Annotated in this window: 20 protein-coding genes and 1 tRNA gene; 15 read left to right on the top strand and 6 right to left on the bottom strand. The window is 70.8% G+C overall.

The features are described from left to right. The first annotated feature begins 169 nt into the window (after window positions 1-169). The 5 genes from PLL68_RS00935 to PLL68_RS00915 all read left to right on the top strand — a co-directional run bounded on the left by PLL68_RS00935 (window position 170) and on the right by PLL68_RS00915 (window position 3,144). Window positions 170-502, top strand: a complete 333-nt coding sequence (locus tag PLL68_RS00935) for a PadR family transcriptional regulator (RefSeq protein WP_324530772.1) — start codon at window positions 170-172, stop codon at window positions 500-502. After that, window positions 499-1,596, top strand: a complete 1,098-nt coding sequence (locus PLL68_RS00930) for an HAAS signaling domain-containing protein (RefSeq protein WP_324530770.1) — start codon at window positions 499-501, stop codon at window positions 1,594-1,596. Before PLL68_RS00935 ends, PLL68_RS00930 begins: the two co-directional genes overlap by 4 nt. A 47-nt stretch (window positions 1,597-1,643) precedes the next feature. Next, window positions 1,644-1,721 (top strand) — tRNA-Leu (locus PLL68_RS00925). Between the two features lie 125 nt (window positions 1,722-1,846). After that, window positions 1,847-2,692 carry a Bax inhibitor-1/YccA family protein gene (locus PLL68_RS00920; RefSeq protein ID WP_502910580.1) on the top strand — a complete coding sequence of 282 codons (846 nt, stop codon included), beginning with the start codon at window positions 1,847-1,849 and terminating at the stop codon, window positions 2,690-2,692. A 50-nt stretch (window positions 2,693-2,742) separates the two neighbouring features. Further along, window positions 2,743-3,144: a hypothetical protein gene (locus tag PLL68_RS00915; protein WP_324530766.1), complete on the top strand. Its 402-nt coding sequence runs from the start codon at window positions 2,743-2,745 to the stop codon at window positions 3,142-3,144. Between the two features lie 82 nt (window positions 3,145-3,226). Here the strand turns inward: PLL68_RS00915 and PLL68_RS00910 are convergent, their stop codons facing one another. Continuing rightward, entirely contained in the window at window positions 3,227-4,450 is a 1,224-nt protein-coding gene (locus PLL68_RS00910) for an acetyl-CoA C-acetyltransferase (RefSeq protein ID WP_324530764.1), read from the bottom strand. Between the two features lie 186 nt (window positions 4,451-4,636). Here PLL68_RS00910 and PLL68_RS00905 point away from each other — a divergent pair, with 186 nt between their 5' ends. Then, window positions 4,637-5,032 (top strand): RidA family protein, encoded by a 396-nt coding sequence (locus PLL68_RS00905; protein ID WP_324530762.1) that lies wholly within the window; start codon window positions 4,637-4,639, stop codon window positions 5,030-5,032. A 20-nt stretch (window positions 5,033-5,052) separates the two neighbouring features. Here the strand turns inward: PLL68_RS00905 and PLL68_RS00900 are convergent, their stop codons facing one another. Together PLL68_RS00900 and PLL68_RS00895 are read right to left on the bottom strand one after the other, a co-directional pair. Then, window positions 5,053-6,189, bottom strand: a complete 1,137-nt coding sequence (locus PLL68_RS00900) for an SGNH/GDSL hydrolase family protein (RefSeq protein ID WP_324530760.1) — start codon at window positions 6,187-6,189, stop codon at window positions 5,053-5,055. Window positions 6,190-6,234: 45 nt separating this feature from the next. Beyond that, window positions 6,235-7,059 carry a class I SAM-dependent methyltransferase gene (locus PLL68_RS00895; protein WP_324530758.1) on the bottom strand — a complete coding sequence of 275 codons (825 nt, stop codon included), beginning with the start codon at window positions 7,057-7,059 and terminating at the stop codon, window positions 6,235-6,237. A 171-nt stretch (window positions 7,060-7,230) separates the two neighbouring features. On the opposite strand from PLL68_RS00895, the gene PLL68_RS00890 reads away from it, so the two are divergent. The 4 genes from PLL68_RS00890 to PLL68_RS00875 are packed head-to-tail and all read left to right on the top strand — an operon-like array spanning window position 7,231 to window position 11,999. Beyond that, window positions 7,231-8,607, top strand: coding sequence for a cystathionine beta-synthase (locus PLL68_RS00890; RefSeq protein WP_324530757.1), 1,377 nt, complete (start codon window positions 7,231-7,233; stop codon window positions 8,605-8,607). A 17-nt stretch (window positions 8,608-8,624) separates the two neighbouring features. Further along, window positions 8,625-9,116 carry a DnaJ family domain-containing protein gene (locus PLL68_RS00885; protein WP_324530755.1) on the top strand — a complete coding sequence of 164 codons (492 nt, stop codon included), beginning with the start codon at window positions 8,625-8,627 and terminating at the stop codon, window positions 9,114-9,116. A gap of 15 nt (window positions 9,117-9,131) precedes the next feature. Beyond that, window positions 9,132-11,171: an oxidoreductase gene (locus PLL68_RS00880; protein WP_324530753.1), complete on the top strand. Its 2,040-nt coding sequence runs from the start codon at window positions 9,132-9,134 to the stop codon at window positions 11,169-11,171. Between the two features lie 60 nt (window positions 11,172-11,231). Next, a complete protein-coding gene (locus PLL68_RS00875; RefSeq protein WP_324530751.1) occupies window positions 11,232-11,999 on the top strand; it encodes a class I SAM-dependent methyltransferase in 768 nt (255 codons plus the stop codon). A 64-nt stretch (window positions 12,000-12,063) separates the two neighbouring features. On the opposite strand, the gene PLL68_RS00870 is transcribed toward PLL68_RS00875, so the two are convergent. Then, window positions 12,064-12,438, bottom strand: coding sequence for a hypothetical protein (locus PLL68_RS00870; RefSeq protein ID WP_324530749.1), 375 nt, complete (start codon window positions 12,436-12,438; stop codon window positions 12,064-12,066). A gap of 122 nt (window positions 12,439-12,560) precedes the next feature. Beyond that, window positions 12,561-13,256: a peptide-methionine (S)-S-oxide reductase MsrA gene (gene msrA, locus PLL68_RS00865; RefSeq protein WP_324530747.1), complete on the bottom strand. Its 696-nt coding sequence runs from the start codon at window positions 13,254-13,256 to the stop codon at window positions 12,561-12,563. A gap of 167 nt (window positions 13,257-13,423) precedes the next feature. Between msrA and PLL68_RS00860 the strand changes: the two genes are divergently transcribed. The 4 genes from PLL68_RS00860 (at window position 13,424) to PLL68_RS00845 (ending at window position 17,949) form a co-directional block, all read left to right on the top strand. After that, window positions 13,424-14,602: a cystathionine gamma-synthase gene (locus PLL68_RS00860; RefSeq protein ID WP_324530745.1), complete on the top strand. Its 1,179-nt coding sequence runs from the start codon at window positions 13,424-13,426 to the stop codon at window positions 14,600-14,602. Between the two features lie 7 nt (window positions 14,603-14,609). Continuing rightward, window positions 14,610-15,965 carry a glutamate mutase L gene (locus PLL68_RS00855; protein WP_324530742.1) on the top strand — a complete coding sequence of 452 codons (1,356 nt, stop codon included), beginning with the start codon at window positions 14,610-14,612 and terminating at the stop codon, window positions 15,963-15,965. A gap of 107 nt (window positions 15,966-16,072) precedes the next feature. After that, a complete protein-coding gene (locus PLL68_RS00850) occupies window positions 16,073-17,068 on the top strand; it encodes an ATP-binding cassette domain-containing protein (protein WP_324530741.1) in 996 nt (331 codons plus the stop codon). After that, window positions 17,065-17,949, top strand: a complete 885-nt coding sequence (locus PLL68_RS00845) for an ABC transporter permease (RefSeq protein WP_324530740.1) — start codon at window positions 17,065-17,067, stop codon at window positions 17,947-17,949. The genes PLL68_RS00850 and PLL68_RS00845 overlap by 4 nt, the downstream gene beginning before the upstream one ends. Window positions 17,950-17,975: 26 nt before the next feature. Here PLL68_RS00845 and PLL68_RS00840 read toward each other — a convergent pair whose 3' ends face one another. After that, on the bottom strand, window positions 17,976-18,341 hold the full coding sequence (locus tag PLL68_RS00840; protein ID WP_324530738.1) for a DUF2200 domain-containing protein: 366 nt from the start codon (window positions 18,339-18,341) through the stop codon (window positions 17,976-17,978). A gap of 105 nt (window positions 18,342-18,446) precedes the next feature. Here PLL68_RS00840 and PLL68_RS00835 point away from each other — a divergent pair. Further along, a partial coding sequence (locus PLL68_RS00835) for a PhzF family phenazine biosynthesis protein (RefSeq protein ID WP_324530736.1) occupies window positions 18,447-19,277 on the top strand: 831 nt, incomplete at its 3' end.

Raw genomic sequence — 19,277 nt, 5'->3', positions numbered from 1 at the left:
CCTGCGCCCGTGACGTCTAACCCGGCGCCGGCGGGCGCCGTACGCGAATCGACCAATAGGTCACATCGTGGAAGGCGACGCGCCGGTGGTAGTTCGCGGTGCGCACTAATACGCAATCCGCGGTAGTGTGCGAACTGCATCATCGGGATGTGCGCAAAGGAGGGGTGCCATGGAGGGCACACAGCTGGTCAAGGGGGTGCTCGACCTCGCCGTGCTCGCGGTCGTCGCCCGGGAGGACGGCTACGGCTACGACGTCGTGCGCCGGTTGCGCTCGGCAGGGCTCGACGAGGTGGGCGACGCGTCGGTCTACGGCACGCTGCGCCGCCTCTACTCGGCTGGCGCGCTGACCTCGTACGTCGTGCCCTCCGACGAGGGCCCGCACCGCAAGTACTACGGCATCAACGCCCAGGGCCGGCACCTGCTGGAGACCGAGGGCAAGACCTGGGCGGCGTTCGCCGCGACGATGGACGGTTTGCTCGAGCAGGCAGGAGTGCAGTCATGAACGACACGGAAGCCATGGGTGGGACAACCAACGGGGGCTCCGCCGCAGCAACTCAGGTGCTGCCCGCCGGTGCCGAGTCGGCGCAGGCTCGCGCGGCCGACGTGCGCGCGTACGTCACCGCGGTGCGCAGCTGGCTCTCGGACCTGCCCAGCGATGAGGTCGAGGATCTCACTGCCGGTATGGAGGCGGACCTGGACGAGCGCGCTGCCGAGACTGGCGAGCGGCTCGGGGTGCTGCTCGGGGAGCCCGAGGCCTACGCCGCCGAGTTGCGGGCAGCGGCCGGCCTCGCCCCCCGGGCGCCCGTCGTCGGCGCTGGCGCCACCGGTCCGGGTCTCGTCGAGACCATGGTGACGTCGCTTGGCGCCAGGGGCGACGGCATCCTCGTTCGTTGGCCGTGGCTGCGCGAGCTCCGCCCGACGTGGTGGCTCGCGCGCGGTGCCGCCCTGGGCTGGTTGCTGTCCATGTGGACAGGCACCGGCCGTACGGTTCTGCTGCCGATGCTCGGCGCAGTCCTCTCCTTCTGGTTGGGCCTGACGTTGCGGCGTCGTGAGCCCCTGCGCCCGGCAGTGTGGACGTCGCTCGCTGTCGCCAACGTCATCGCAGCCCTTGCGGTGTTGCCGATGGTGTCGACGTACACACAGAGCTACCTCGGGTCGGACAACGAGTACATGAGCGAGGGCTATGCGCCATACCCGGAATCGATCACCGCGAACGGCGAGGAGGTGCGCAACCTCTTCGCCTACGACGCGTCAGGTAACCGCCTCGACGGCGTGCGGCTGTTCGACCAAGCCGGTCGAACGGTCGTCATCGACACGAACCTGCTGTTCGACGGAACCTTCGAGGGCATCCCGACACGGCCGGACGACGGCATGCCGGACGTGGCCCGGGACGTCTTTCCGTTGCGGTGGGCGGGCCACGATGCCTGGGCTGATCCCCGGATGCCGTGGACACCGCCGCTCGTCCTCGCGCCGGTTCCCGGGGTGGCGCCCTCCACCGCGGTCAGCCCGACGTCTTCACCGACTCCGAGTCCGACCACCTCGCAGATCGCCAGCTCGAGCCCGTCGCCGACAGTGACGCCGTCGCCAACTCCCTGACCTCGCCACCACCCTGGTCGGAACGGGGTGGCGGCTACAGTGGCGTCGCCCCCGTGGCCCAACTGGCAGAGGCAGGCGACTTAAAATCGCCACAGGTGCGGGTTCGACCCCCGTCGGGGGCACCAGCACTGTCATCGCCGCTGCCCGGTCGTCCACAGGCGTGTGGCGAGGGAACACGAGGCCACTCCCGCACGCTTATCCTGATGACACGTGCGGTGACTGCCACCGCCATGACCATCACGGAGGAACGATGGCCAGCAATCCGGCCTTCAATCGCATCGAAAAGGATGCCCAGAGCGGCTACGCCGGCTTCGGGGGCCAGGGTTACTCATCCCCGTCACCCATGTCGGCCCAGCCGAACATGGCGGAGATGACTCCCCAGCAACTTCAGGACATGTACAACGGGCCGTCCGCAGGCCCGGTCGACACCCGACGCGTCACCATGGACGACGTCATCATGAAGACGCTCGGCCTCTTCGCCATCGTCCTCGTGACCGGCGCCGTCGGCTGGACCGTCGCTGCGGCGAACCCCGGCCTGGGGATGATGCTGTGGCTGGGCGGCATGATCGGCACGCTCGTGCTCGGTCTCGTCATCGCCTTCAAGAAGGCCCTCAGCGTTCCGCTGATCCTGGCGTACGCCGTGGTCGAGGGTCTGTTCATGGGGGCTGTGAGCCAGTACTTCAATGAGGCCTACCCCGGCATCGTCGGCCAAGCCGTCCTCGCGACCCTGTCGACCTTCGCCGGCATGTTCCTGGCCTACAAGTTCGGCCTGATCAAGGTGACGGCCAAGTTCCGCCGCATCATGACGATGATGATCTTCGGCTACGCGATCTTCGCCGTCGTGAACTTCATCTTCGCGATGGTCACGAACACGGCGTTTGGTTTCGGTGGCTCCGGTCCCCTCGGCATCGGCATCTCGCTGTTCGCCGTCGGCCTGGCCTCCTTCACCCTCGCCCTGGACTTCGACTCCATCGAGCAGGCCATCCGCACCGGCGCACCGGCGAAGTACTCGTGGCTCCTGGCCCACGGGCTGATCGTCACCCTGGTGTGGCTCTACATCGAGTTCCTGCGCCTGTTCGCTCGCCTGCGCGAGTGACCGAGCACCTCTCACACGCACCCGCCGGGGCAGGTTCACCTGCCCCGGCGGTGCCGTCTGTGCACCCGGGCGGCACGTCAGGCGACCCGGGAGCGGATGCCGGGCGGGCGGCATCCGGCGACGTCGTCGCGCCGCAGGCGCGCACCGAGCTCGACCGCATCCGCCGACGGTGGGCCGAACTCCCGATCGCCGCGGCAGAGCAGCGGATGCCGGTGCTCCGCCACCTTCTCGCCGACCTCGCCCCCCGCACCTTCCCGCGACTTCTTGCACTCCAGCCACCTGAGCGCCCACCGCCGGAGGTGGCTGGAGCGCAAGAAGTCGCGGAGGTGCCGGACCTCGGGCCGGCCGTCGTGGTCGACCAGCTCAGCGTGCTCGTCTGGGACGCCTACGCGCAGGGCAACGGCGACGGCATACCCGACCTGCTGACCGCAGCCCGGCGCGCCCTCGCCTGACGCGCCCTCGCCTGACGCGCGATGAGTGCGGAAGTGGTTGCCATGACAGCCACTTCCGCACTCACGGCGAGGAGATACCGGGTCAGCTCAGGCGCTCGACGATGATCGCCATGCCCTGGCCGCCGCCGACGCACATCGTCTCCAGGCCGAACTGGCCGTCGCGCGTCTGCAACCCGTTGATGAGCGTGGTCATGATGCGTGTGCCGGTCGACCCGAACGGGTGACCCAGGGCGATGGCGCCGCCGTGCACGTTGAGCCGCTCGGGGTCCATGCCCAGGTCGTCGGCGCTGGGCAGCACCTGCGCCGCGAACGCCTCGTTGATCTCGTAGAGGTCCATGTCACCGATGCTCATGCCCGCCCGGGCCAGCGCCTGACGCGACGCCTCGACCGGTCCGAGGCCCATGATCTCCGGCGAGAGCCCCGACACCCCGGTCGACACGATCCGCGCGAGCGGCGTCAGCCCCAGCTCACGCGCCCGGACATCGCTCATCACGACAACCCCGGAGGCCCCGTCGTTCAGCGGGCAGCAGTTGCCCGCCGTGACGGTGCCCTCCTCGCGGAACACCGGCTTCAGCCCCGACACGGCCTCCAGCGTCACCCCGGCCCGCGGCCCGTCGTCGGTCGAGACCACCGTGCCGTCGGGCATCGTCACCGGCAGGATCTCGCGGGCGAAGAACCCGTCGGCGATCGCCTGCTCGGCCCGGTTCTGGCTCAGCACACCCCACTCGTCCTGGCGTGCCCGCGACACCCCGCGCGCGGTCGCGACGTTCTCCGCCGTCTGCCCCATTGAGAGGTAGATGTCGGGCAGCATCCCGGCCTCACGCGGGTCGGTCCAGGTCGCGTTGGACGCCGCCATCTCGGCCGAGCGCGCAGCAGAATCGGCGAACAGGGGGTTCTGGGTGTCGGCGTCGCTGCCACCCGCACCCGCGAACGAGGTGTACTGCGAGACGCACTCGACCCCGCCGACCAAGAACGTGTCGCCCTCGCCGGCCTTGATCGCGTGGAAGGCCATCCGCATCGTCTGGGTCGAGCTCGCGCAGAAGCGGTTGATCGTCGCGGCCGGCAGGTGGTCCATGCCCGCGAGCACCGCGATGACCCGCGCCATGTTCGACCCGTGCCGTCCACTCGGGTCGGCGCAGCCCCAGTAGAGGTCGTCGATGGTGCTCGGGTCGAGACCCGGAAGCTTCGCCAGCAAACCGTGCACCACCTGTGCCGACAGGTCGTCGGGGCGGATGTCCTTCAGCGAACCCTTGAACGCCCGGCCGATGGGGGTGCGGGCGGTGGCGACGATGACGGCCTCGGTCACGAGGGCTCCTTGGGGGTGGGACGCGCAGGCGTCGGGACGGGAGACGCGCGGGGGCGTCCGGCGAACGGCATCCACTAAGCGCTTGCTCAGTGGATGCCGCAAGGGTAGCCGGGAGGTTCCCGCCCGAGGTGTCCCCGTGGTCACCATCACGCGGCGAACGGCTGCCGGCAGGGCCATGATGCAGGTATGGACACCACGCGTAGCCGAGCATCATCAGGGTCGCCGTACGAGGGCAGCGTCGGGTTCTCCCGCGCCGTCCGCGTCGGTCAGCACATCGCGGTCTCGGGCACCGCACCGATCAACGCCGACGGGCACGTCAGCGTCGACGCGGGTTCGCAGGCCCGCCGCTGCTGGGAGATCGCCCTCGGGGCTCTCGCCGAGCTTGGTGGGCGCCCGGAACACGTCGTGCGCACCCGGCACTACATCACCGATGCGGATGCGGACGTCGTCGCGGCGATCTCCTCGGCCCACGGTGAGATCTTCGGCGACATCCGCCCGGCCAGCACGATGGTCGTCGTGGCCGGGCTGCTCGACCCCCGCTGGAAGGTCGAGATCGAACTCGACGCCATCGTCACGGACTGAGCTGATCCAGGGTCCCGGCGTCAGGCGCTGCCGGGACTCGCCGGGGAGTCCGAGGTTGGTGCACCGAGGTCGGATGCCGATGGCTCGCCCTCGGCCACCGCGTCACTGCCGTCGGTGGTGACGCTCGCCTCGATCGGGCTCTCCTCGACCGGGTCCTGCGGTGGTGGGACGGCGTCGCGGCGTCGGCGCAGCAGCACCGCCCAGCGGCCTCGGGGTCCGCGCGACTGCCCGGCGATCTCGGTGGGGGCGACCTCGGTGCCCGGCTCCTTGACGGCCTGGCCGGCGGCCACGGCGACCGGCCCGACCCCCTCCCCGCGCCGTCGCTCGGGGGCGCGGTCCACCGTGTCGACACCCCACACGCCCAGGGCGGCGCACACCGTCGGCAGCATCGCCGAGGCGACGCGGGCGTAGCCCGCGGGAGAGGGGTGGAAGCGGTCCTTGCTGAACATCTCGTGGGGGGAGCCCTCGAACTCCGGGCCGAGCAGGTCGGCGAGGGACACCGTGCGACCGCCGGCCTCGACGACCGCGACGGTCTGCGCGGCGGCGAGGTCTCGCGACCAGTGCTTCATCAGGGCCCGCAGTGGCTGGGCGATCGGTTGGATGGTGCCGAGGTCGGGGCAGGTGCCGACGACGACCTCGCTCCCCAGGGCGCGGATGCGCCGAACGGTCTGCTCGAGGGCGCGCACCGAGGCCGATCGCTCGATGCGATGGGTCACGTCGTTCGCGCCGATCATGATGACGACGACGTCCGGGCGCAGCACCTCCTCGAGGGCGTTGGCCAGCTGCCGCTCGAGGTCGCTGGACTCGGCCCCGACGACGGAGCGGTTGGTCAGCTGCACCCGGCGCCCGGTGAGGGCGGCGACGCCGTTGGCGATGATCGCACCGACGGTCTCGTGCGGGGCGTCGGCACCGAGACCTGCTGCCGAGCTGTCTCCGAGCACGACGATCTCGAAGGGGCGGCCCGCGCCGGAGCCGTACACGCCGTTGTCATCGGGGGAGGAGTCGAAGGGGCTGCCGATGACCCGGCGGGCCAGCGCGGCCTCGGCCTTGATCAGCCCCCAGCCTGCCGCGCCGAGGGCGGCGCCTGCCGCGGCGATCCCACCGCCGCCGTAGGCCGCGGTGGCGGCGATCTTGCGGGCTCTGCGTGCTCGTCCCATGCGACGTCACCCCCTCTCTGGTCCTCGGTGCTGAGCGTCTGACGCTCAGCGCTTGCGGGCCTGCAGCGTATAGGTGAGCGGCATCCGCTCGGGGTGGTTCGTGAGACGCCACTCGTCGTGGGGGGCATCGCGCACCATCCGCCCGGGCAGGGCCTCCCACGGCACGCTGCGGTGCTCGACGAAGCCGGTGACCTCGAACCCTCGTCGCAGCAGGGCGGTCATGGTGTCGCCGATGCCGTGGTTCCAGGACAGCTGCTTGGTGTTGACGAACCGGTGGTCGCTCTCGACATAGGTTCCCTCCTCCTCGATGTCGAAGGGCTCGGGCGTCTCGAAGTACGCGTACCCGAGGGTGAGGACGTCGGGGTTCATGTCGTCGAACGCCCAGAGCATCGGGTGGCCTTCGCGCACGAAGAGCTGCCCGCCCGGCTCCAGCAGGTCGTCGACGACCCCGGCCCAGCGGTCGATGTCCGGGAGCCAGCACAGCGCCCCGATCCCCGTGTAGACCAGGTCGAACCGCCGCCCGGCGAGCGCCGCAGGTGCGGAGTAGGTGTCGGCCTCGACGTAGTCGATCTCGGCTCCGCAGGCCGAGGCGAGGTGGCGTGCCTGGTCCAGCGAGGCGGGGGAGAGGTCGAGGCCGGCCATCTCGGCCCCGAGCCGGGCCAGCGACAACGTGTCGGTGCCGATGTGGCACTGCAGGTGGATGCCGCGCAGCCCGCTCACGTCGCCGAGCAGGGCCTGGTCGAAGCGCACCACGTCGCTGAGGTGTGTGGGGTCGCTGATGAACCGCTCGAAACCGTAGTCGGCACTGGCAGCGTGCACCGCAGCCCGTTCGTCCCAGTTGGCGCGGTTGACGGCGAGGTAGTCGTCCATGGCCCCATGGTCGCTCACGGCATCCGCGAACCTGCCGCACGGCATCCGCGAACCCGCCGCACGGCATCCGCGAACGTGGGTGAAAACTGTTGCCCAGCCGACGATCTTCACCCACGTTCGGGCACGCTCCGGATGCGCGAGGGCGCCCGTGCCGCATGGGAGGATGAACCGGTGAAGTATGCGGAGCACATCCTGGACCTCGTGGGCAACACGCCCCTCGTCAAGCTGAACTCGGTCACCGACGCCATCGCCGCCACGGTGCTGGGCAAGGTCGAGTACCTCAACCCGGGCGGGTCCGTGAAGGACCGCATCGCGCTCGCGATGGTCGAGGCGGCCGAGGCCTCCGGCGCCCTGAAGCCCGGTGGGGTCATCGTCGAGCCGACGTCGGGCAACACCGGCGTGGGGCTGGCACTGGTGGCGCAGCGCAAGGGGTACTCCTGCATCTTCGTGTGCCCGGACAAGGTCTCCGAGGACAAGCGCAACGTGCTCAAGGCCTATGGCGCCCAGGTAGTCGTCTGCCCCACCTCGGTGCCCCCGGAGCACCCCGACTCCTACTACTCCACGTCCGACCGGCTCGTCCGTGAGACGACGGGGGCCTGGAAGCCTGACCAGTACTCCAACCCCAACGGCCCGCTCTCGCACTACGCGAGCACCGGCCCGGAGATCTGGGCCGACACCGACGGTCGCATCACCCACTTCGTCACCGGGGCGGGCACGGGCGGAACGATCTCGGGTGCGGGTCGCTACCTGCGTGAGGTCTCGGCCGATCGTGAGGGCGGGCGGGTGCGCGTCGTGGCGGCCGACCCGGAGGGGTCGGTCTACAGCGGTGGCACCGGTCGCCCCTATCTCGTCGAAGGTGTCGGCGAGGACTTCTGGCCCTCGGCCTACGACCCGGCCCAGGTCGACGAGGTCGTCGCGGTCACCGACGCCGAGTCCTTCGAGATGACTCGCCGGCTGGCCCGCGAGGAGGGCCTGCTCGTCGGCGGCTCCTGCGGGATGGCGGTCGTCGCCGCCCTGCGCGTCGCGAAGGACCTGCCGGCGGATGCCGTCGTCGTCGTCCTGCTGCCGGACTCGGGCCGCGGCTACCTGTCCAAGATCTTCAACGACGACTGGATGGCCTCCTACGGGTTCATGCGCACGGGTGCTGAGCGCACCGTCGGGGACGTCCTACGGGGCAAGAGCCGCGACCTGCCGGCCCTGGTGCACACGCACCCGACCGAGACCCTGCGCGACGCCATCGAGATCCTGCGCGAGTACCACGTGTCGCAGATGCCGGTGGTCAACGCCGAGCCCCCGGTGATGTCCGGTGAGGTGGCGGGGTCGGTGTCCGAGCGGGCCCTGCTCGAGGCGCTGTTCACCGGTCAGGCGCACCTGGCCGATCCGGTCGCCAAGCACATGAGCCCCGGTCTGCCGCTCGTCGGCGCCGGTGAGCCGGTCACCACAGCTCGTCACGAGCTCGAGAACTCCGATGCCGTGCTGGTCGTCGAGGACGGCAAGCCCGTCGGTGTGCTCACCCGGGCTGACCTGCTCTCCTTCCTGTCCGACTGACGCTTCGAGGGTCGTCGATGGAGCCCGGTCGCCCTGCGTGGGAGAGCCCGGTCGAGAAGGCGATCCGCGAGGCGCAGGAGCGCGGCGAGTTCGACAACCTGCCCGGTGCCGGCAAGCCGCTTCCGGACTTCGGCGATCGTGACGACTTGATGTGGTGGGTGCGGCGCTACGCCGAGCGGGAGGGGCTCGACCTCTCCGTGGCGCTGCCGGCGCCGCTCCAGCTGCGCAAGGAGGCCGCATCCTTCCCGCAGTCGCTCGTCGAGCTGCGCACCGAGGACTCGGTGCGCGAGGTGCTCGAGGACTTCAACCGGCGCGTGCGTCACGAACGGCTGCGGCCCCCCGAGCCCGGCATGCCCCAACTGCTCGCCCCCACGGTGGATGTCGAGGACCTGGTGCGGCAGTGGCGTGACCTGCGAGCAGCCTCACAACCCGCAGAGGTTGACCCGCCGGTAACATCGCAAGCGGCTCGACCCCGGCACCGGTGGTGGCGCCGACCCCGGCCCGAGTGAGACGAGAGCAGTGACATGAGCGAGTACCCCCACCTGTTGGCCCCCCTCGACCTCGGGCACGTCACGCTCCCCAACCGGGTCGTCATGGGCTCGATGCACACCGGTCTGGAGGACCACGCCCGCGACTTCCCCAAGCTCGCCGCCTACTTCGCCGAGCGCGCCCGTGGGGGAGCCGCCCTCATCGTCACCGGGGGGTTCGCCCCGAGCATCGAGGGCACGTTCTACCCCCTCGCCTCGAAGATGACGACCCGCCGTGAGGCCCGCCAGCACCGTCAGGTGACGGATGCCGTGCACGCGGAGGGTGGCCGCATCGCCCTGCAGATCCTGCACGCCGGCCGCTACGCCTACACCCCGTGGTGCGTCGCGCCGTCGGCGGTGAAGAGCCCCATCAGCAAGTTCAAGCCCCGAGCGCTCAGCGACCGCGGAGTGCGGCGGCAGATCCGCGGGTTCGCCCGTGCGGCCCGCCTGGCGCGTGAGGCCGGTTACGACGGCGTCGAGATCATGGGGTCCGAGGGCTACCTCATCAACCAGTTCCTCGCGCCCCGGACCAACCACCGCACGGACGCCTGGGGAGGCACCCCCGAGAAGCGCCGCCGGTTCGCGGTCGAGACCGTGCGCGCCGTGCGCGAGGCCGCCGGGCCGGACTTCATCGTCATCTACCGCATCTCCGTGCTCGACCTCGTCGAGGAGGGCCAGACCTGGGACGAGGTGACTGCCCTGGCCCGCGAGGTCGAGGCTGCCGGGGCGAGCATCCTCAACCTCGGTATCGGGTGGCACGAGGCCCGGGTCCCGACCATCGTCACGTCGGTGCCTCGCGCGGCCTTCGCCGAGTACGCCGGGCGCCTCAAGGAGCACGTGAGCGTGCCGGTGGTTGCGACCAACCGGATCAACATGCCCGAGGTGGCCGAGTCGGTGCTCGCAGGTGGTGGCGCCGACCTCGTGTCGCTCGCGCGGCCCTTCCTCGCCGACCCGCAGTGGGTGCGCAAGGCTGCCGAGGCACGGGCTGACGAGATCAACACGTGCATCGCCTGCAACCAGGCCTGCCTGGACCACACCTTCGTCAACAAGCGCGCCACCTGCCTGGTCAACCCCCGGGCCGGCTACGAGACCGAGCTCGTCCTCGGCCCGACCCGGACGCGCAAGAAGGTCGCCGTCGTCGGGGCGGGCCCGGCCGGTCTGGCCGCGGCGACGACGTTGGCAGACCGTGGCCACACCGTCGAGCTCTTCGAGGCCCGTGACCACGTCGGCGGGCAGTTCGACATCGCCATGCGCATCCCCGGCAAGGAGGAGTTCGCCGAGACGATCCGCTACTTCACCCGGCAGCTCGACCTCGGCGGCGTGAAGGTGCACCTCGGGCGCAAGGTCGACGCCGACGAGCTGGCGGATGCCGGTTTCGACGAGGTGGTCGTGGCGACGGGTGTCGAGCCGCGGATGCCGTCGATCCCCGGCATCGACCACCCGATGGTCATGACGTATGCCGAACTGGTGCGTGGCGAGCGCGTCGCGGGTCAGCGGGTGGCGGTCATCGGTGCGGGAGGGATCGGGGTCGACGTCAGCGAGTACCTCACGACCTCGGAGTCGGCGACGCTCGATCTCGAGGCGTGGCGGGCCGAGTGGGGCGTGGGTGACCCGGCGCAGACCCGCGGCGGCCTGACCAAGCCCCGACCGGAGGCCAGCCCTCGTCACGTCGTCCTGCTCCAGCGCAAGGCGAGCTCGATCGGCAAGGGCCTGGGCAAGACCTCGGGGTGGGTGCACCGCGCCGCGCTGAAGGCCAAGGGGGTCGAGCACGTCACGGGCGTGGTGTCCTACGACCTCATCGACGACGACGGGCTGCACGTGAGCGTCGGCACCGGCCCCGAGGGCGCCACCGAACGTCGCACGTATGCCGTCGACAGCGTCGTCATCTGCGCGGGCCAGGAGTCGGTGCGCACCATCGCCGACGACCTGCACGCCCGCGGCCTGGTCACCCACGTCATCGGTGGCGCGGACGTCGCCTCCGAGCTCGACGCCAAGCGCGCCATCCGACAGGGCACTGAGGTCGCCGCCGCCATCTGAGAGCGAACGCTTCGCCGTGAGTGGGGCCTCGGTCGGCGCGCGCGGGTCTAGCCTGTGCCCGTGAGCGAGGTCCGAGACGCCGAGATCGCGCTGAATCGTGCGGTGTGGGCGGTGGTGAACGAGCGATTCACGGATGCCGCGGCACACGACCAGTGGGTGCGCCCGGAACCCGTGTGGGGGCTCTTCGCGGTGCCCGAGCGAGAGCTCGGGGTGCTCGGGGACGTGCGTGGCCTCGACGTCGTCGAGCTCGGGTGCGGCACGGCGTACGTCTCGGCATGGTTGGCGCGGGCGGGGGCGCGCCCCGTGGCTGTCGACCTGTCGTCCGAGCAGCTGGCGACGGCCCGCAGGTTGCAGGTCGACCTCGGCCCGGAGTTCCCACTCGTTCAGGCTGATGGCGAGCGACTGCCCCTGGCCGACGGCTGTGCAGACGTCGTCGTGAGCGAACACGGAGTCGGCGCCTGGTGCGACCCGCAGCGCTGGCTCCCCGAGGCGGCTCGGCTGCTGCGCCCGGGAGGGCGACTGGTCTTCCTCACCAACAGCCACCTGTCAGCCCTGTGCGTGCCCGACGACGAGGGGGTCGCTGGGGAGACGCTCCTGCGCGGTCACCGCGAGGCCTACCGGGTGCACTGGGAGGGAGGCGGGGTCGAGTTCCACCCCTCGCACGGCGACTGGGTGCGGTTGCTGCGGGCGTCGGGCTTCGTCATCGAGGCACTGCACGAGATCTACGCGCCCGACGACGGGTCGGACCACGAGTTCTACGAGATCGTCTCCCAGCGGTGGGCTGGCCGCTGGCCGGCCGAGGAACTCTGGGTCGCCACCCGCGGGTGACCGCCTCGTATGCCTCGTGTGCCCCGTCAGGCCACGGGCGCCGTGACACGGCACCCGTGCCTCGTCACGCCATGAGCATCTGGAGGGCGATCCACCCGATCGGCACCAGGATGTTGATCACCAGTGCCACGGTGGCGGCTGTCCCGGCGCCGGCGCGCTTGGCCCGGACGGCCAGGAACGCACCGACCAGGCTGGGCACCGCGGAGACCACGCCCAGTCCGAACGCGGCCAGCCAGCCGAGGACGCCCTGGTCGGTGATCGACTCCTCGACGGGGTCGATGCCGAACCACGAGGCGACCCAGTAGCCGCCGATGAACATCACCCAGAACCACACCAGGTAGCCGAGGTTGACCACGTAGGCGGCGAGGGTGAGAGAGCGGGCGCGGGACCTGTCGGCTGCATGCTGCCGATCCTGCGTCGTGACCGAAGTGGCGGACATCGTGACCACCTCCCTCACCCTCCACGGTACGCGCGCAGGGTCGGCCACGGACGTGACGTGCACGACACCTCCGACCCCGGGAGGGAGCCCCGTCGTGCAGCGTGAGCCGGACGTCCGGCTGCTCAGGCCGGGGGCAGGACGTCCGTCTGGGCCGGCAGGTTGGCGATCCCCACGGGGCAGGTCAGTCCGTTGGGCCCGTGGTTGCAGTACCCGTTCGGGTTCTTGTGCAGGTACTGCTGGTGGTAGTCCTCGGCGTACCAGAACGGGCCGGCCACCGAGGCGGGCGCCAGCGTCGTCGTGATCTGCCCTCGCCCTGCTCGGGTCAGCACGTCCTGGAACGCGTCCTTGGTCGCCCGCGCCGCTGCCTCCTGGCCGGGGGTCGACCAGTAGATCGCTGACCGGTACGCAGTGCCGATGTCGTTGCCCTGACGGTTGCCCTGGGTCGGGTCGTGGTTCTCCCAGAACGCCTTGAGCAGCAGCTCTGGCGTCGTCACCGTCGGGTCGTAGGCGACGAGCACGGCCTCGGCGTGGCCGGTGCGGCCGGTGCAGGTCTCCTCGTAGGTCGGATTCGGCGTGTACCCACCCATGTAGCCGGCTGCGGTCGTCACGACCCCGGGCAGCTTCCAGAAGATCCGCTCGACCCCCCAGAAGCAGCCCATCGCCACGTACAGAACCTCGGTGCCGTCAGGCCAAGGGCCCTCGAGCGGGCTTCCGAGCACTTCATGGGTCGTCGGCACCGTGAAGGTGCGGTGCTCGCGGCCCGGAAGGGCCTCGTCGGCGGTGGGCAGGGTCGTCTTGGCGCGTGAACCGAAGATCATGCTCCTACCAACGCGCGAACCGGCCCGAGTCATCCCCGGGCCACGCCCGGGGTCATCACCGGGTCGAATGTGGGTGAAAAGTGGCGCCCAGCCGACGATCTTCACCCACATTCGGGAGAAGGCGGGGTGGGCCGGGGAAGCCCACGCAACGGCATACGCTGGGCGCCATGACCTTCGAGCACCTCGGCTTCTCCTCGCGCGCCATCCATGCCGGGCAGGAGCCCGACCCCACGACCGGGGCCGTCGTCCCTCCCATCCACCAGGTGAGCACCTACAAGCAGGACGGCGTCGGCGGCCTGCGCGGCGGCTACGAGTACAGCCGCTCCGCCAACCCGACCCGCACCGCCCTCGAGGAGTGCATCGCCGCCCTCGAAGGTGGCGAGCGCGGGTTCGCCTTCGCCAGCGGCCTCGCCGGTGAGGACACCGTGCTGCGCGCACTCCTCGCCCCCGGCGACCACGTCGTCGTGCCGTCCGACGCGTACGGCGGCACCTACCGCCTGTTCAACAAGGTCGCCCGCCCGTGGGGTGTCGAGCACTCGATCGCGACCGTCGCCGACGTCGAGTCGGTGCGCGCCGCCATCCGCCCGCAGACCCGCATGGTGTGGGTCGAGACGCCGACCAACCCGCTGCTCGGCATCGCCGACATCGAGGCCATCGCGGCGGTCGCCCACGAGGCCGGTGCACTGCTCGTCGTCGACAACACCTTCGCCTCCCCGTACCTGCAGAACCCGATCGCCCTGGGCGCCGACGTCGTCGTGCACTCCACGACCAAGTACGCCGGCGGCCACAGCGACGTCGTCGGTGGCGCCGTCGTCGTCGCCCCGGGCGCCACGACCCGCGACAGTGAGTCGGTCAGCGAGCGGATCGCCTTCCACCAGAACTCGATGGGCGCCGTCGCCGGGCCCTTCGACGCGTGGCTCGTGCTGCGCGGCCTGAAGACCCTCGCCGTGCGCATGGAGCGGCACTGCGACAACGCCGAGAAGGTCGTGGCGTTCCTCCAGGGCCACGACGGCGTCACCGCCGTGCACTACCCGGGCCTGCCCGACCACCCCAACCACGACGTCGCTGCACGCCAGATGCGCCGCTTCGGCGGCATGGTCGCCTTCCGCGTCAAGGGTGGCGAGGACGTCGCGGCCAAGGTCTGCGCCGAGACCCAGCTGTGGATCCTCGGCGAGTCCCTCGGTGGCGTCGAGTCGCTCATCGAGCACCCGGGCCGGATGACCCACGCCTCGGTCGCCGGCACCGAGCTCGAGGTGCCGGGTGACCTGATCCGGCTCTCCGTCGGCATCGAGGACGCCGAGGACCTCATCGCCGACCTCGGCCAGGCCCTCGACCGCCTCACCTGAGCCCGCTGTGACCTCCGCCAGCGCGCGCGTCCTGTGCGTCGACGTCGGGTCGACCTTCACCAAGGCGGTGCTCGTCGACACCACGACGGGTGCCGTCCTCGGCACCGCCAGCCACCCGACCACCGTCAGCACCGACGTCATGGACGGGGTGGATGCCGTACGTGCCGACTTGGCGGGGTCCGGCGAGCCCACCGAGGTGCTCGCCTGCTCCAGCGCGGGGGGCGGCCTGCGGCTGGCCGTCGTGGGGTACGAGCGGGAGGTGACCGCCGAGGCCGGGCAGCGGGTCGGGCTCTCCGCGGGTGCCAAGGTCGTCCACGTCGCCAGCGGCGCGATGACGGGCGACGACGTCAAGGCGCTGCGGGCGGCATCCCCCGATCTCGTCCTCCTCGTCGGCGGCACCGACGGAGGCAACGCCCGGGTGCTGCTGCACAACGCGGAGCGGCTGGCCAAGGCCCGACTCTCGGCGCCGGTCGTCGTCGCGGGCAACACGGATGCCGCGGACGAGGTCGCGGCGCTGCTCACCTCGACGGGGCGGAGGTTCGTCGTGGCAGACAACGTGTTGCCGCGCATCGGGGTCGTGGCGCCGGAGTCGGCGCGCGCCGCCATCCGCGAGGCCTTCCTCACCCACGTCATCGGCGGCAAGGGCCTGTCCCGTGGTCGCGGTTTCGCCGAGCTCGTCCAGGCACCGACGCCGGATGCCGTGTTGCGCGGCGTCGAGGTGCTCGCCGAGGTGGTCGGGGGAGACGTCCTGGTGGTCGACGTCGGCGGTGCGACGACCGACGTGTACTCGGTGATCACCCCGCAGGGCGAGGACGCCAGCATCCAGCGCGAGGTCGTCGGCACGTTGTGGCACGCCCGCACCGTCGAGGCCGACCTCGGCATGCGATGGTCGGCCGAGGGTGTCGTCGAGGCCTGCGCTCGTGAACGCCGGGCGCTCGATGGCGCAACGGCCGAGTACGCCGCGCGCGTGGCCGCCGACACCGCTCACCTCGCGAGCTCGCCGCAGGAGTGGCTGGCCGAGGAGGAGATCGCGAGCGCTGCCGCGGTGCTGGCGGTTCGGCGCCACGGCCGGCCGGGCCACCCGTCGGAGCGGCCCCGTCCGCTGGCGGAGGTCACCGTGCTCGTCGGGTCCGGCGGGGTGCTGCGGCACGCGCCCGGGGGAGTCGGGGACCGGGTGCTGGAGCAGGTGCTGAGCGACCACGGTGGGGGGTGGCGGGTGCCTGTGGCAGCGCGTGCGGGCGTCGACACGGCCTACCTGCTGTTCGCGGTGGGGTTGCTCGCCGACCACCACCCCGAGGCGGCTGCGGTCCTCGCGGCGGAGGTGCTGCCCGCGACGGTGGCGACCGGACGGCATCCGGGATAAGAGGGATCGGAGGGGCGGTCTCCGCTAAAACCTGGTGACGGGTGTCGGTGGCCTCACGTAGCCTCCCGTGACATGACTTTGCACACCTCTCAGCCGGTGCGTGACCGGTGAGCGCCCCGGCGATCGAGGCCGTTGACCTCGTCAAGAAGTTCGGTGACTTCACCGCCGTCGACGGCGTCAGCTTCTCCGTGCCGGCGGGCACGGTCTTCTCCATGCTCGGGCCGAACGGCGCAGGCAAGACGACGACCGTGCGGATGATGACCACGCTCTCGATCCCGACCAGCGGCACGGCACACGTCGCCGGGTTCGACGTCGCCAAGAACCCGGATGCCGTGCGGCACCGGATGGGCCTGACGGCCCAGTCGGCCACGGTCGACGAGCTGCTGACCGGGCGCGAGAACCTGCGCCTCATCGGTGACCTCTACGGCCTGGAGCGCTCGCTCGTGAAGCGCTCCACCGAGGAGCTGCTCGAGCGGTTCTCGCTGACCGAGGCCGGCAACAAGGTCGTCAAGGACTACTCGGGCGGCATGCGGCGCCGGCTCGACCTCGCCGCCAGCCTCATCGCCACCCCGCCGGTGCTCTTCCTCGACGAGCCGACGACCGGCCTCGACCCGCGCAGCCGGGTCGAGCTCTGGGGTGTGCTGCGCGACCTCGTGCGCGACGGGACGACCCTGTTCCTCACCACCCAGTACCTCGACGAGGCCGACCAGCTGGCCGACCGCATCGTCGTCGTCGACCACGGCCGGATCATCGCCGAGGGCACCCCTCTGGAGCTGAAGGACCAGTCCGGCAAGGCCAGCCTCGTCGTCACCGTGAGCCGGGCCCCCGAGGTCGACGCCGCGGCTGAGCTGGTGCGGGCGTACGTCGGTGAGATCCACGTCGACCACGACTCGCGCCGCATCTCCGCCCCGGCCGAGGGGGTGTCCGCGCTGACCCGCATCGCGGCACGCCTGGAGGAGGCTGCCATCGAGCTCGACGACATCGGGCTCCAGCGGCCCAGCCTCGACGACGTCTTCCTCAGCCTGACCGGCCACCGCGCCGAGACCGAGACCGAGACCGACGGTGCCGCAGTCGGCGAGAGCACGACGGAGGCGCAGCGATGAGCACCAGCACCAACCCGGGCACCCAGAGCGGCACCACGGGCAACGGCCCCACCGGCCAGTTCCGGGCGACGCACCCCGACGAGCGAGGTGCCACCGCCTGGCGGCAGATCAGCGCCCTCATCCGGCGCAACCTCACGCACATCAAGCGCCAGCCCGAGATGCTCACCGACGTGACCATCCAGCCGGTCATGTTCGTGCTGCTCTTCGCGTTCGTCTTCGGCGGGTCGATCAACATTCCGGGGGTCGACTACAAGGAGTGGCTGCTGCCCGGCATCATGGCGCAGACGATGGCCTTCAGCTCCTTCATCGTCGCCATCGGCCTGACGTCCGACATCACCAAGGGCATCGTCGACCGCTTCCGTTCGCTTCCGATCGGGCGCGGTTCGGTGGTCATCGCCCGCAGCCTGTCCAGCCTCATCCACTCGATGATCGGCATCGTCGTCATGTCGGTCACGGGGCTGTTCATCGGGTGGGGCATCAACAACGGTGTCGCCAAGGGTCTGCTCGGCTACCTGCTGCTCATCCTCTTCGGGTTCTCGATGATCTGGGTCGGCATCCTCGCCGGTTCGGCGTTGAAGTCGGTCGAGGCCGTGCAGGGCGTGATGTTCACGACGATCTTCCCGATCACGTTCCTCAGCAACGCCTTCGCCCGTCCCGAGGGGATGCCGGACTGGCTGCGCTTCCTGGCCGAGTGGAACCCGATCAGCGCGCTCGTCCAGGCGATGCGTGAACTCTGGGGCAACGACGGGCTCCCGCTCGCAGCGGACGCCGCCTGGCCGATGCAGAACCCCGTTATCGCGACGATCATCTGGTCGGTCGGCCTGTCGGCGGTCCTGGCACCGCTGGCGATCCGGGCCTTCAACCGGCGCACGACCGACTGAGAGCCCAGGGGTTCGGTCGATCCGCCCTAGGGGGTCGCTAGGCCCCCGCGCAGGATCGAGCTCATCTTCTTGCCGCGGCCCACTTCGTCGACGAGCAGGTCCATGTAGCGGATCTGCTGCATCAGCGGGTCCTCGATCTCCTGCACCTTGTACCCGCAGATGGTCCCGGTGATGAGCTCGGCGTTCGGGTTCATCGCCGGGGCCTGTGCGAAGAAGGTCTCGAGGTCACGGTCGTCGGCCAGTGCCGCCTTGAGCCCGTCACGGTCGTACCCGGTGAGCCAGCAGATCACGGTGTCGACGTTCTCGACCGGCTGCCCCTTGCGCTCGGCCTTGGCCACGTAGTGGGGGTAGATGCTCGAGAACGGGGTGGCGAAGATGCGATGACCGGCCATGTCCACCCTCCTGTGCTGTCGTCCAGCCTTCATGCTACGTCCGGCAACTTGGTCGTTCTGGCAGCCAGAGTGCCGGACGTCCCGGGGCCGTGGTTGCATGACGCCATGGATTCCGTGAGCTACGTCGACGTCTTCTCCGGTGCGCCGTTCAAGGGCAATGCCCTGGCCGTCTTCCACGACGCGGACGGCCTCAGCGACGAGCAGATGGCCGACATCGCGCGGTGGACCAACCTGTCGGAGACCACGTTCCTCGTGGCCCCCACCGATCCGGCCGCCGACTACGCGGTGCGGATCTGGACCACGGGGGGTGAGCTGCCCTTTGCGGGGCACCCCACCCTCGGGAGCGCCCACGCCTGGCTGGAAGCCGGGGGAGTGCCCGCCACCGAGGGAGTCGTGGTGCAGCAGTGTGCCGCTGGTCTCGTGCCCGTGCGGCGCGGCGACCGTCTGGCCTTCGCCGCCCCGCCACTGATGCGCTCCGGGCCGGTCGAACAGACCGAGGCGGAGGCCCTCGTCTCCGCCCTGGGCCTGGACCCCGAGGACGTCGTGGAGATGGCGTGGGTCGACAACGGACCCGGGTGGGCCGGCATCCTGCTTCGATCTCCCGACGCCGTCCTCGCCGCGGACCCCGACGCCGGTCGGTGCCGCGGGATCAAGGTCGGCCTGGTGGCGACCTACCCGCAGGGGTCACGTGCCGACGGCGTCGCCGCCGAGGTCAGGGCGTTCTACTCCGACGGGCGCGAGTTCGCTGAGGACCCGGTGACGGGCAGCCTGAACGCCGGGCTCGCCCAGTGGCTCGTGCCGGCGGGCCACCTGCCGCCGACGTACGTCGCCGCGCAGGGCACCGTCATCCATCGCGAGGGGCGGGTGCACGTCGACGTCGCGGACGGTGAGGTGTGGGTCGGCGGCGACACCCGCACGATCTTCACCGGGCACCTC

This window comes from Ornithinibacter sp. (genome assembly GCF_035443565.1).
Classification (GTDB): domain Bacteria; phylum Actinomycetota; class Actinomycetes; order Actinomycetales; family Dermatophilaceae; genus Fodinibacter.
The sequence above is the reverse complement of the archived record's forward strand: the minus strand, read 5'-3'. Positions and strand labels throughout refer to the sequence as shown.